13 protein-coding genes and 1 tRNA gene are annotated in these 12,707 nt (G+C 66.3%); 10 read left to right on the forward strand and 4 right to left on the reverse strand.

What is annotated here, in order from left to right:
* Positions 1–44 precede the first annotated feature (44 nt).
* Entirely contained in the window at positions 45–221 is a 177-nt protein-coding gene (locus CK221_RS30200) for a hypothetical protein (protein ID WP_179295099.1), read from the reverse strand.
* A 109-nt stretch (positions 222–330) separates the two neighbouring features.
* Here CK221_RS30200 and CK221_RS09525 point away from each other — a divergent pair.
* The 10 genes from CK221_RS09525 (at position 331) to CK221_RS09570 (ending at position 8,260) form a co-directional block, all read left to right on the forward strand.
* Positions 331–406, forward strand: a tRNA-Thr gene (locus tag CK221_RS09525).
* A 389-nt stretch (positions 407–795) separates the two neighbouring features.
* Positions 796–2,628, forward strand: a complete 1,833-nt coding sequence (locus CK221_RS09530) for an adenylate/guanylate cyclase domain-containing protein (RefSeq protein WP_245430597.1) — start codon at positions 796–798, stop codon at positions 2,626–2,628.
* A 128-nt stretch (positions 2,629–2,756) separates the two neighbouring features.
* Positions 2,757–2,945: a DUF2158 domain-containing protein gene (locus tag CK221_RS09535; RefSeq protein ID WP_067003764.1), complete on the forward strand. Its 189-nt coding sequence runs from the start codon at positions 2,757–2,759 to the stop codon at positions 2,943–2,945.
* A 155-nt stretch (positions 2,946–3,100) separates the two neighbouring features.
* The gene (locus CK221_RS09540) at positions 3,101–3,526 is read left to right on the forward strand and encodes an acid-shock protein (protein WP_095777535.1); all 426 of its coding nucleotides are present in this window, start codon (positions 3,101–3,103) and stop codon (positions 3,524–3,526) included.
* Between the two features lie 45 nt (positions 3,527–3,571).
* Positions 3,572–4,105 carry an RNA polymerase sigma factor gene (locus tag CK221_RS09545; RefSeq protein ID WP_067324453.1) on the forward strand — a complete coding sequence of 178 codons (534 nt, stop codon included), beginning with the start codon at positions 3,572–3,574 and terminating at the stop codon, positions 4,103–4,105.
* Positions 4,106–4,164: 59 nt separating this feature from the next.
* A complete protein-coding gene (locus tag CK221_RS09550; protein WP_095777536.1) occupies positions 4,165–4,614 on the forward strand; it encodes a hypothetical protein in 450 nt (149 codons plus the stop codon).
* Entirely contained in the window at positions 4,611–5,057 is a 447-nt protein-coding gene (locus tag CK221_RS09555; protein WP_067003693.1) for a periplasmic heavy metal sensor, read from the forward strand. The genes CK221_RS09550 and CK221_RS09555 overlap by 4 nt, the downstream gene beginning before the upstream one ends.
* A gap of 110 nt (positions 5,058–5,167) precedes the next feature.
* On the forward strand, positions 5,168–5,452 hold the full coding sequence (locus CK221_RS09560; RefSeq protein ID WP_095777537.1) for a hypothetical protein: 285 nt from the start codon (positions 5,168–5,170) through the stop codon (positions 5,450–5,452).
* Between the two features lie 101 nt (positions 5,453–5,553).
* Positions 5,554–7,005 (forward strand): DUF1800 family protein, encoded by a 1,452-nt coding sequence (locus tag CK221_RS09565; protein WP_095777538.1) that lies wholly within the window; start codon positions 5,554–5,556, stop codon positions 7,003–7,005.
* A gap of 16 nt (positions 7,006–7,021) precedes the next feature.
* Complete coding sequence (locus tag CK221_RS09570) at positions 7,022–8,260, forward strand: DUF1501 domain-containing protein (RefSeq protein WP_095777539.1); 1,239 nt, start codon at positions 7,022–7,024, stop codon at positions 8,258–8,260.
* 342 nt (positions 8,261–8,602) lie between these two features.
* Here the strand turns inward: CK221_RS09570 and CK221_RS09575 are convergent, their stop codons facing one another.
* From CK221_RS09575 to CK221_RS09585, 3 genes are all read right to left on the reverse strand, one after another.
* Positions 8,603–8,866 carry a hypothetical protein gene (locus tag CK221_RS09575; protein ID WP_067003684.1) on the reverse strand — a complete coding sequence of 88 codons (264 nt, stop codon included), beginning with the start codon at positions 8,864–8,866 and terminating at the stop codon, positions 8,603–8,605.
* Positions 8,867–8,952: 86 nt separating this feature from the next.
* On the reverse strand, positions 8,953–10,536 hold the full coding sequence (locus tag CK221_RS09580; protein ID WP_095777540.1) for an indolepyruvate oxidoreductase subunit beta family protein: 1,584 nt from the start codon (positions 10,534–10,536) through the stop codon (positions 8,953–8,955).
* Positions 10,529–12,682 (reverse strand): indolepyruvate ferredoxin oxidoreductase subunit alpha, encoded by a 2,154-nt coding sequence (locus CK221_RS09585; RefSeq protein WP_095777541.1) that lies wholly within the window; start codon positions 12,680–12,682, stop codon positions 10,529–10,531. The genes CK221_RS09580 and CK221_RS09585 overlap by 8 nt, the downstream gene beginning before the upstream one ends.
* Between the last annotated feature and the right edge of the window lie 25 nt (positions 12,683–12,707).

The raw sequence follows: 12,707 nt of genomic DNA on the forward strand, positions 1-12,707 counted from the left end.
GTTCGCTCACAGTTATCGGTCGTTAGCCGCAGGCGACCAGTCAATCAACGGGCGGGCGGCTGCTTTGCCAACGCATCCAATGCCCATTTCGGCGTTTTTTGTTGAAGAATCAACATTTTTGTCGCCGCCGACGGATCGGCCCGCAACGGAATGGGACGCCTGCCGCCGGCGAGCCCGCAAGCCGTGCTGGCGCGGCGCTGGAGGCTGTTGCGCAGCGGCAAGCGACGGAATTGCCGCGCATGAGCGCAGGATTTCGCCGCCAGCCATCTTGAATTAGCTGGCGGTTGAGTCTATCAACCGGCGCATCTTGGAAGCCCAGCAGCTTTCCGGGCCGCTTTAGCTCAGTTGGTAGAGCACATCATTCGTAATGATGGGGTCGCGTGTTCGAGTCACGCAAGCGGCACCAGTTCCCTAAAAGCGTGTAATTCCGATACAATACCTGTCGGGTGGATTTGGGTTCGCCCATAAACCCACCCAAGATCGCCCTAAGCCGAAACGCTGCGGCGTCGTACGGCAGCATTTCGCCGCTTGCCGACCTCAGCACCTCCAAGCGTGAGTGTTCGGTGTGATGCCGATACAAAAGCGCCGCCACGGTGGCGTCAACCGGTTACACAAGCCAGGCAACATCCCCGGCCTTCTGGAAGTGGCGTCAGCGTCCCCAGAGGCTGCGTGGGCGGGTCGTTGGTTGACTGTAGCGCGACTGAACGCTCCACGTTTCGCAAGCTGGATAGCGGAATCTCGTGAGGGCAAGGTCAGGTTGCTCTCCGTTCCAGCGACGGGCGGAGATTGGGAAAGATGGATAGCGTGCAGGTGAGGCGCATGGAAGCCGGCAGGACATGGACGGGGGACGGCGCGCGTGCAGGCGCCTGGCTGAGCCGTGCCATGACCACGCAGCGCCACCTCGCAGCGATCCTGGCTTGCGACGTGGTTGGCTATTCGCGCCTGACGGAGCGCGACGAACGCGGCACGCTCGAGCGGCTGAAGGCGTACCGCAAGGACCTCCTCGAACCGCTGGTTTCCGAGAACCAGGGGCGCATCGTCAAGCTCACCGGCGACGGCATGCTCTGCGAATTCGCGAGCGTCGTCAATGCGGTGACATCGGCGGTGGCGATCCAGCAGGCTGTGGCGGAACACGAGGCGGAGACGCCGGAGGAAGAGCGGATTCGCTTGCGCATCGGCGTCAATCTCGGCGACGTGGTCTGCGAGGAGGACGGCGACCTCTACGGCGACGGGGTCAACATCGCCGCCCGCCTCGAAAGCGCCGCCGATCCCGGGACCGTGGTCGTCTCGGGCACCGCCTACGACCACCTCCAGGGCAAGCTCGACTGCGGCTTCACGCCGCTCGGCAACCTGCGCCTCAAGAATATCGAGCGGCCCGTGCGCGCCTACCGCGTCGAGACCGACGCCGGCGCCTCGGTGGCTGCACCGCCTCCCCTGCCCGAGAAGCCCTCGATCGCGGTTTTGCCTTTCACCAACATGAGCGGCGACCCTGACCAGGAATACTTCGCCGACGGGCTGGTCGAGGACATCATCACGGGATTGAGCCGGGTGAACTCCTTCTTCGTGATCGCCCGCAACTCGTCCTTCACCTACAAGGGCCGGGCGGTCGACCTGCGCCAGGTCGGGCGCGAGCTGGGCGTCCGCTACGTGCTCGAAGGCAGCATCCGCAGAGCCGGATCTCGCGTGCGCATCAGCGGGCAGTTGGTAGACGCGATCAGCGGTCACCATGTCTGGACCGGCCGCTTCGAAGGCGACGTGAGCGACATCTTCGACCTGCAGGACAAGGTGACCGAGAGCGTCGTCGGTGCTGTCGAGCCGAGCATCCGGCTGGAGGAGATCAAGCAGGCGCGCATGAAGCCGACCGACTACATCAGCGCCTACGACCTCTATCTTCGCGCACTGCCGCGCTTCTACAGCATGACGCGCGAAGGCTTTGCCGATGTACGCCGACTCACCAACGAGGCGCTCAGCATCGACCCGGGCTTCACCCTGGCGAAGGCACTCGGCGCCTATATCCGCAGCTTATCCGTGAGCCAGTGCTGGCACGAGCCCGACGATGTGCGAGTCGCCGCGCGCATGGCGCGCGAGGTGCTGGCGGAAGCGCGCGACGACCCCACGAGCCTGCGCTTCGCCGCGCAGGTGATCGCCTACAGCGCGAAGGAATACGAGATGGCGCTGGGCACGATCGAACGGTCCCTGCTGCTCAACCCCAATTCGGCGCAGGGCCATACCGGCAGCGGCTGGGTGAACGCGCATTGCAGCCGCCCGCTCGTGGCGATCGAGCACTTTCACAGGGCGATGCGGCTGAGTCCGGTCGACCCCGAGAAAGGTATCGCGCTCTCCGGCATCGGGATGAGCTATCTGATGCTCGAGCGCTACGAGGAAGCGCTGGCATGGGGAGAACGCGCGCTGCACGAGATGCCGAACTACGGCTCCTCGCACCGCGTGGTGATCATGGCGCTGGTCAAGCTCAACCGGCTGGACGAGGCGCAGGCCGCGGCGCGCCGCCTGATGGAGGCGTTCCCGACCTTCACGCTCACCCTGCAGAGACAGATCAACCCGTGGCTGGACAAGGTGTTCGCCGAGCGCTACGTCGAGGCGCTGGGCATCGCCGGCGTGCCGGAGTGATCGTCGCGGCTGCAACGATGCTCTCTCCTGCGCGCCGCGTGCGGCCAGGCGGCTTTTGCCGCGCATCTCGGGCATTGTCGAGAATCGCTGTTGGTGGGAAACTCCCGGTCTCTAGCAAGGAGGCCAAAATGCCCAACACTTTCAAGACCGGTGACGTCGTCAGGCTAAAATCCGGAGGCCCGGAGATGACGGTGAGTGATGGCGCTGCCTCAGGCACGTATCTGTGCCACTGGTTCAATCGTGACGGCGACGTGTGGACCCCGCAACATGCCGGCTTCAAGCCGGATCAGCTGATGGTGGTCGACGAACGGAAATAGTTTCGCTTAGCCTCGTTCCCGATCGGCTCCGGCCCGGCTTCTTGCCGGACTCTTGCTGATTGTCTCGTCAGAAACGACCGACGGATTTTCCCCGTTGCCGCGTTTAACGGCTGAAGCGTGGCCGCCAATGGCCATGCGCAACCGGAGACAAGAGCATGATCCGCCGTTCGATATTTGTCGTTGCCCTTGGCCTGCAGGCCGCCGCCGCGGCCGCCCAGACAGCGACGCCTGCCACCGCGGCGGCGCAACCAGCGCCAAGCATGTCCGCCTCCGCTAGGCCCGGCATCACCCTGGAAAAGTTCGAGGCGCGCCGGGAAAAGGCTTTCATGCGGGCGGACACCGACGGCGACGGCAAGGTCAGCCTCGCCGAGTGGACGGCGTTCCAGACTCAGCGCAAGGCCAAGGGCGATCCTGCCAAATCCTTCGCGCGGATGGACGCCAACAAGGACGGCTTCGTCGACAAATCCGAGCTCGACGCCTTCTTGGCCAAGCGCTTCGCCAGGCTCGACAAGAACGGCGACGGCGTGATGAGCGCCGAGGAACGGCCGGGCCACAAAACCGCTCCCAATCAGGAGCAATGACCGAGAGGTTATGCAGCACGATGATCATTGGGAGCGCCCCGATTGATGGGCGCCGATCCGGACGAGGAACTGGTACGGCGCATCGGTGCCGGCGATCAAGCCGCCGTGCAGGCGATGGTGGCGCGCAAGCTGCCGCGCCTGCTTTCGCTCGCCACCCGCATGCTCGGCGATGCCGCCGAGGCCGAGGACGTCGCCCAGGAGACCTTCGTGCGCATCTGGCGTCATGCCTCGGGCTGGCGCCAGGGTCATGCGCGTTTCGACACCTGGGTCCACCGGGTGGCGCTCAATCTCTGCTACGACCGGCTGCGGCGGCGCCGCGAATGGGTGACGGACGAACTGCCGGAGGCGGCGGATGAGGCACCGCTTCCCGACGCCGGAGACGAAGGCCGGCGCGTCCAGCAGGCGCTGCTGCGCATCGCGCCGCGCCAGCGCGAGGCGATCGTGCTCGTCTATTATCAGGAGATGTCCAACATCGAGGCCGCCGGCGCCATGCAGGTCAGCGTCGATGCGCTGGAAAGCCTGCTCGCGCGGGGCCGGCGCTCGTTGCAGGCCATGCTCATCGGAGATGGCGATGACTGAGCAGCTGGCGGCGGTTGGGACTTGGGTGGCCACGTCAAACCCGTGGAAGGGGAAACCAGATGGCTGACGAAAGAAAGGCCGCTGACGGGGCGATGAGTGCCCAACGCTTCGCCGCACTTGCGGAGGCCTATGGCAGCGCCCTGCATCGCTGGCCTCGGGCCGAGCAGGCTGCCGCCACGCTGTTTGCGGAGAGTGAAGAGGGTCGCGCCATCTTGGCGACCGCCGGCAGGCTCGATGTCATCCTCGACCGCCATCACGTCGAAGCCCCAAGCCGGACGCTGCATGGCGAGATTGTCGCAAGGGCCACCACGCAGCTCAGCCAGGGGCGCCGCCGCCGGTTTTGGTGGCTGGGCTTTGGGCTTGCCGGCGTCGGCCTTGCCGGCGCCGTGGTCGGGCTGGCGCTGGTCACCGTCGTCACGCCAGATGCTACGTCCGACCATTATGTGATGGATGCCAACGCAACGTCGTTCGGCGATGCCGGTCCCGACGCCGACACGGAGGACCTATGAGCGCTCGTCTTTTCGCGGCATCGCTGGTGCTGAACGTCTTCCTGATCGGTGCCGTCGCCGGCGGTGCAGGCTGGCTGATCGGCCGTTCCGGAGGCGGCTATTCGCTGGAATCGGCCGGCGGTCAGCTTCCCGCCAGCGATCGCAAGGTATTCCGCCAGGCCCTGCGCGAGGTTCGGCGCGAGTCGCGCGCGGTCATCCTCGACGGACAGCAGGCGCGGCGTGAGGCGGCCAACCTCTTGCAGCAGCCGACGCTCGACGCCAACGCTCTGGCCGCGGCCCTGGAGCGGGCGCGCAATGCCGACGCCACCATCCGCAGCCGGCTGGAACAGCGCATCGTCGAATTCGCCGCGTCGAGCCCGCTAGATGACCGTAAGCTGCTGGCCGACGCCCTGCTGCGCCATGTCGGCAGGCAGCGGCCGATACCGGCAAAAAATACGCCATAAGAGCGACGGAAAGCGCCGACCATCTCCGTTCAAAGGAAAAGAGGGACACGCCTGCCGCCACGCGAACGCGACGTGGCCGGTTTCAACCTCGAGAAACTTCGGAGTATCCCATGAATGGTCTGACGAAATATTCTGTTGCGGCTGCGCTTGCCATCGGCGGGACTGCCGCGGCAAGTGCAGCCTCGGCAATGCCGATCGCGCCGGTTGCGGCGCCTGCGATTATCGAGCATGTGGCCTGGGGCTGCGGCCCCGGCTGGCACCCCAACCGGTGGGGTCGCTGCGTGCTCAACCGCCGCGTGATCTATCCGGGCTATTATTACTGGGGTGGCCCAAGTGTCTATATCGGCCCGGCCTGGCGTCCGTGGCACGGCGATCGTTACTGGCGCCGCTGGTAAGCCCCTGCCGGCCTCATCATGCCGACTCCGGCGTCATAAGGCCTTTCGACCGTGGATATTGCCGCCGACGCGACCTGCGTCGGTCCGCGACGGAGGCTCTGTTGGCTCTATCCGTTCCAAATGCCGTTCCGCCCGATCCAGCCTTGGTCGCGCTCAACCGCTTCGGGCTTGGCGCGAAACCTGGTGACGATCTCGGCAAGATTGCGGCCGATGCGCGCGGTTATCTGAAGGCCGAGCTCGAGCTGTTGGATGTCGCGCTTGTCTCGGCCGACGATTCAAAAAATGCCGGCTTGTTGGACAGCACCGCCGCGATCCAGGCCAGCATGGCCGCCGCCGCGGAGCGCAAGGCAGCGCGGGAGAAGCCAGCGCCCGCCATGCAGCCTCCGGCAGACACTTCGGACGGCTCAGCCGAGGCAAAACGCAAGTCAGGCGTGCCGCCGGTCGAGGCCGACATCTATCGGGATGAAGCGCAAGCCCGTTTCGACAAGGCGCTCGGTGCCGCACCCGGCTTTGTCGAAAGACTGGTCGGTTTCTGGTCGAACCATTTCTGCGTCTCGACCGCCAAGGGCCAGCTCGTGCGGGCCTGCGCCGGCGCTTTCGAGCGCGAGGCCGTCCGCCCCTTCGTGCTCGGCCGCTTCGCCGACATGCTGCTGGCCGTCGAGCATCACCCGGCGATGCTGTTCTACCTCGACAACCGACAATCGACCGGACCGGATTCGCGCGCCGGAAAAAGACGCGGCCGCGGCCTCAACGAGAACCTCGCCCGCGAGATCCTGGAATTGCACACACTGGGCGTCGACGGCGGCTATAGCCAGGCGGATGTCACGAGTTTCGCGGGAGCGCTCACCGGCTGGACGATGGCCGGACGGAAGGGCCGCCTGGGCGAGCCCGGCACATTTGTGTTCGACGCCAATGCGCATCAGCCTGGCGAGACGGTGCTGCTCGGCAAGACCTACCCGGCCGGCGGCATGGGCCAGGCCGAGGCCGCGCTCAACGACATCGCCCGCCAGCCGGCGACCGCGCGCCACATCGCTACCAAGCTCGCCCGCCATTTCATTGCCGACGATCCGCCGGCGGCTGTAGTCGACCGCCTTGCCGAGATCTTCACCAAGACGGACGGCGACCTGCGCGCGCTGGCGCTGGCCCTGATCGATCTGCCTGAAGCCTGGTCGCTGCCGCTGACAAAATTGCGCTCGCCGTTCGACTATGCCGTAGCGGTCCGGCGGGCGATCGGCTCCACCACCGGGAAAGAGCCGCAACGAACGCTGCGCTGGCTAAGGGCGCTGGGCGAGCCGCTCTGGCAACCGCCCGGGCCGAACGGCTTTTCCGACCGGACGGATAGCTGGGCGTCCGCCGAAGGCCTCAAGACGCGCCTCGACATCGCCTGGCAAGCGGCTCGTCAGGCGAGCGACATCGGCAATCCCGATGACATGCTTTCCACCGTGATCGGCGCCTCCGCCTCGGCCGAGACGCGCCAAGCGATCGCGCGCGCCGAATCCAAGCAGCAAGGCCTGGCGCTGCTGCTGATGGCGCCGGAATTTCAACGCCGGTGAACAATGGAGAAGCGGCATGAGTCTTCTTAGTGAAACGCCGAATCCATCTCGGCGCGCCTTGCTGATGACAGGCGGCGCGCTGTTTGCCTGGGCCTATCTGCCACGCTTCGCCCGCGCCGCCGACCATCTCGATCCGCGCCTGATCGTCATCATATTGCGCGGCGCGCTGGATGGGCTGTCGACGATCGGCCCGCTCGGTGACCCCGACTATGCCGGCCTGCATGGCGACATCGCGCTGTCGCTCTCCGGCGCCAATGCGGCGCTGCCGCTCGACAGCTTCTTCGCGATCAATCCCGCGATGCCGGTGTTCGCGCGGCTGTTCAAGGCAGGTCAGGCGGCTGCGGTGCACGCGGCCGCGACCGGCTACCGCGAGCGCTCGCATTTCGACGGCCAGGATGTGCTGGAGAGCGGCCTGCCGGGCCCTGGCAACGCCACAACCGGTTGGCTGAACCGCGCGATAGCCAGCCTGCCGGCAGGTGAAAGAGTGGCCAAGCTCGGCGGGCTGGCGGTCGGGCCATCGACCCCGCTGGTGATCCGTGGCGCAGCACCCGTGCTCGGCTGGGCGCCGCAGGCGCTGCCGACGCCCAGCGATGCGCTGGCGGAGCGTGTGCTCGACCTCTACAACCATCGCGACCCGGTGCTGGCAGCGGTGCTGCAGAAGGGCCTCGACGCCGACCACATGGCGATGAGCGACCAGCTCGATGACAGCACGATGAAAGCCCGTGGCGGCCTCGCCAACGCCGCCGGCATGCGCCAGTCCGCGCAAGGCGCGGCGAAACTGATGGCCGCCGACGACGGGCCGCGCATTGCGGCGCTGGCCTTCGACGGCTGGGACACGCATGTCAACGAGGGCGGTGCCACGGGGCGGCTCGCCAACCTGCTCGGCGGCCTCGATGGCGCCTTCGAGGAATTCGAGAAAGGGCTCGGCGAGCGCTGGAAGGACACGGCGATCGTCGCCATCACCGAATTCGGTCGCACCGCCCGCGTCAACGGCACCGTCGGCACGGACCACGGCACCGGCACGGTGGTGCTGCTCGCCGGCGGCGCGATCAAAGGTGGCCGCGTCATCGCCGACTGGCCGGGGCTGAAGCCGGCTCAGCTCTACCAAGGCCGCGATCTCGCGCCGACCAGCGATGTGCGCGCGGTGCTGAAGGGGTTGCTTGCCGAGCAGTTCGGGCTCTCCGCCGCGGTGCTCGGCGACAAGGTGTTTCCGGAGTCGGGAGGGGTGAAGCCGATGCGGGATTTGATTGTGTGAGAGCTTCGACTTTGTCCATCAACCGCGAGGCAGGAACGCGGCGGCACAAGGTGAGATCGGTCGAGATCCTTCGCGCCCCCCTCTGTCCTGCCGGACATCTCCCCCACTTGGGGGGAGATTGGCAGCTTCGGCGCCGCGACCACTCTGCGCTGTCGAACAGAGTACGACACTGACGATTGGCGAAGGCCGGCGCGATGTCTGATCTCCCCCTTGCGGCGAAGATGTCCGGCAAGACAGAGGGGGCGCTGTCCAGACGCCGTCTCTGAGGGCTGTCTGAATCCTCGCTCGAGGAACTTAGCAAGCCGCCCGCGCCGTTTCCGGCACGGGCGCCCCTCAAACCGATCACCAGCTCCAATAGCCGGGATGCCAGCGGTGGTGATACCGGAAGCCCGGATGCCAGTGGCGCACGGGCCGGATGAACCGGCGACCGTTCGGCACGCATCTGCCCCAGTGGTTCACGTGCCAGCCCGGACCGCAGCGCCAGCCGACCGTCTCGACCGGCAGCGGCGCAGCGCTGGGCTTTGCCATCGGCATGGCCTGCGCGCCGGCGGAGAGCATCAAAGTGCCGGCGGCCAATGCGAACGGCAGCAAATATTTGGTGAGCATAAAGTTCGTCTCCGTGATTCATCCCTACCGCCGTGAAACGGACGACAGGGTCGAAATCCGTCGGAGGAGGATTGATAACATCCTCGTTATCGGGCGGCGTCGTTGAGCGTCGCCACGGTCTTCAGCGCGCCATCGAGCATGTCGCCCTTTTCGTCCTTCAGCGCCGCTTCGCGCAGGCGGCGGATCCAGTCGGCGGCGTCTTCGCGGCCCTCGAGCATGGCAAGCGCTGAGAGCACGCGGTCGAATTTCGACTGGGCACGGGCGTGGGTGTCGCTGTAGCCCTTGATCAAGCGGCGGCAATTCAGGATCTCCAGCCCAAGCGCATAGTTTTCGCGCGCACGGGCAAGCGCCAAGCCGTACCAGCGCTCCAGATGCTCGACTTCGACCTTGTGGCGCAGCAGGCGGCGGCGCCAGCGGCGCAGGCCGCCGATGAACCACAGCATGGCGAAGCCGGTGAAACTGTCGGTGCGGATATGGCGGCCGCGATTGATGCGGCGGTCAAGGAAGGCGGCGAGCTTCGGGCGGTTCTCGATGTAACTGCCGATTGCTACCGGCAACGTGCCGCAAAATTCCTCGATGCGCGGATGGAAATATTCGGTGACCTGCAGGACCAAGCCTTCCCTGACACCGACTTCCTTGCGCACGCGCCTGTCGCGGGTCGAACGCGTCTTGAGGTCGGCGACGCGGATCATGTCGTCATAGCACATGGCGTTGGCCAGATGTTTCGCCGCCGCGACCGACAGCGCATGGCCACGCGCCGCATTGTCCAGCGCGATGGCCTTGTCCAGCCGGCCGAGATATTCGCCGCCATAGGCGATGTCCTGGTAATCGACGACCTTCTTCAGGCCGCGTTCAGCCATGTCGCGCAGCGGTTCCGGTAGCGCGGCGACACGGGCGGCGAGTTCCTGCCAGCCCTTCAGCAGGGTTTCGGGACCACTGACCTTGGCCGTTGATGTGGTGTCGGGAGCGGCAGGCTTCCCGCTTGCCTTATTCCCGGCTGTCGCGACCGCGATGCCGCGCGCCCGGTCATAGGCGGCGCCGAAGGCGGCAAGGCTGGCCTTGACGCCACGGCCACCGGCGCCGATCGCCTGCTCGTAGTTTTCGCGCGGGAAGGGCAGCGCGTCGGAACCGGCCAGCGCGCCGAGCAGGCTGGCCGAAATCATCGTGCCATGCTCGGCGGCGATCTTTTCCATGTCGAAGGCGATGAAGCGCTTGGCGGCCGCCTCGGCCGTCGCATGCACCTTTTCCGACGAGGCGCGGCCGTCGCCCGGCTCGATCTTTTCCGAGACGGCGGCGATGCGGTGCGAGGAGGCGATCAGCGTCGTGCGCTCGGGCGTGACGAAACCGCGGATGATGGCGCGGCCGGCCTCCATCAGCTCGGCGGCTATCAAGATGTCGACGTCGCCCTGCGAGGGCGAGAGCGCAAAGACCGGCAGCCGGCCGGTGTCGCGCGCCATCTCGATGTAATAGATCGTCGCCCCCGTGCGCTGGGCGACGCCCGCCACCGACGTCGATTGCGCAATGTAGCCGCTGCGCTCGGCTACGTCGGTGATCCAATCGGCGAGCACGCCGCCGCCCTGGCCGCCGACGGCAAGCACGGCGAGTTTTATCACCCGCTCGTCATCAGAGGCGCCCAGCTTCGGGCGCAGCGGTGAAGCCTGCTCAAGCATCGGCGAACATCAAACGGCGACTCTCGCGGCGGCGCTGCAAACGGCCGATCACGGCGCGGCGCGCGCTTTCCAGGAAACGGTCCCAGCGGCTCGGATTGTGCACGACATCGGCGCGGTAGAAGGAGGGGCAGAGCACGGCCGCATCCGCCACCTCGCCGCAATTGCCGCAGCCGACACAGTTCTGGTCGATCGAGGCGACCGGATCGTCGCGCAGCGGATCGTCGAGCGACTTCACCGAGAGCGACGGGCAGCCGGAGAGCCGCATGCAGGCGTGGTCGCCGGTGCAGACGTCCTCGTCGACGCCGAATTTCGGCTTGACGACCCGCTCGCCGCCCTTGACCGCCTTGTCGACCAGCGGCCTCTCGCGGCGCTGGCGGTTCAGCATGCATTCGGACGAGGCGACGATGACCTTCGGCCCCTTCTCCTCGGTGGTTAGCGCCTCGCGCAGCGTGTCGCGCATCTGGCCGACGTCATAGGTGCGGTCGATGTGGCGCAGCCATTTGACGCCCATGCCTTTCACCGCTTCGGTGATCGGATGTTTTGTGGACTTGGTGCGGTTCGAGGCGCGCGAGGACAGGATGTCCTGGCCGCCGGTGGCGGCCGAGTAAAAATTGTCGACGATGACGATGACACCGTCATTCTTGTTGAAGACGGCGTTGCCGATCGAGGAGGTAAGACCGTTGTGCCAGAAGCCGCCGTCGCCGACGAAGGAGATCGACCGGCGTTTCGCTTCCGGCGAATTGAAGGCGGAAGCCGAGGCCGGCCCGAGGCCGTAGCCCATGGTGGTGGCACCGAGCTCGAAGGGCGGCATGATCGAGAACAGGTGGCAGCCGATGTCGGAAGCGATGTGGTGCTTGCCAAGCTCCTGCTCGACCAGCTTGGTCGCAGCGAAGATCGGCCGCTCCGGACAGCCGATGCAGAAGCCCGGCGGGCGGCCGGGAACGACATTGATGAGATCGGCGGTGTCGACGCCCTCGCCCAGCTTGTTCGGCGCACGAACCTCGCCGGGCAGCAGATGCGGAGCATAGGCGCGCAGGAAGGAGCCAATGCCGTCCAGCATCACCTGCCCGGTATATTCGCCGGCCATCGGCAGATGCTCCCTGCCGACCAGCTTGGTGCCGCGCTCGGCCTTGTGCAGCATCGCGGCAAAGGCCTGCTCGATGTAGTTGGGCTGGCCTTCTTCGACGACCAGCACCGCCTGTTTGCCCTCGCAGAAGGAAAGGAACTCGTCATCGACGAGCGGATAGACGGCGTTCAGCACATAAAGCGCAACGTCGGTGTCGCCATAGGTGTCGGCAAGGCCGAGCCGCTGCAGCGCGCGGACGACCGAATTGTACATGCCGCCCTGCATGACGATGCCGATCGAGCCATTGTCCGGCCCAAAGACCTCGTTGATCTTGCGGCTCTTGATGAAATCGACCGCCGCCGGCCAGCGCTTCGTCACCTTCTCCTTCTCGTGCAGGAAGGAGGCCGGCGGCAGCACGATGCGGCCGGTGTCGCGGCGCGGAGCCGACAGCGCATCGGCAACCGACATAGGCGGCCGCTTGTTGTCCTTGGCGATGAAGTGGCCGTGGACGTGGCAGCAGCGGATGCGCACCTGCAGCATGACCGGCGTGTTGGAGGCCTCCGACAGCTCGAAGCCATCCTCGACCGCCTTGACGATCGAGGGCAGGTTCGGGCGCGGATCGAGCAGCCAGACCTGGCTCTTCATGGCGAAGGCGTGGCTGCGCTCCTGCATGATGGAGGAGCCCTCGCCATAGTCCTCGCCGACGATGATCAGCGCGCCGCCGGTGACGCCGCCCGAGGCGAGGTTCGCCAAAGCGTCCGAGGCGACATTGGTACCCACCGTCGACTTGAAGGTGGCGGCACCGCGGATCGGGTAGTGCACGGATGCGGCAAGCATAGCGGTGGCGGTTGCTTCTGAGGCGCTCGCCTCGAAGTGCACGCCGAGCTCGCCCAGAATGTCCTGCGCGTCGGCGAGCACATCCATCAGATGGCTGATCGGCGCGCCCTGGTAGCCGCCGACATAGCCGACGCCGCATTGCAGCAGCGCCTTGGTGATGGCGAGGATGCCCTCGCCCGCGAATTCCTGGCCGGCGCCGAGCCTCAGCTTTTCGACTTCCTTGGCAAAAGACCGTTCGGCCATCTCTGCCTCCTTCCGTTACCGCCGT

Source organism: Mesorhizobium sp. WSM3868, assembly GCF_002294785.1.
In the GTDB taxonomy this organism is placed as follows: Bacteria; Pseudomonadota; Alphaproteobacteria; order Rhizobiales; family Rhizobiaceae; genus Mesorhizobium.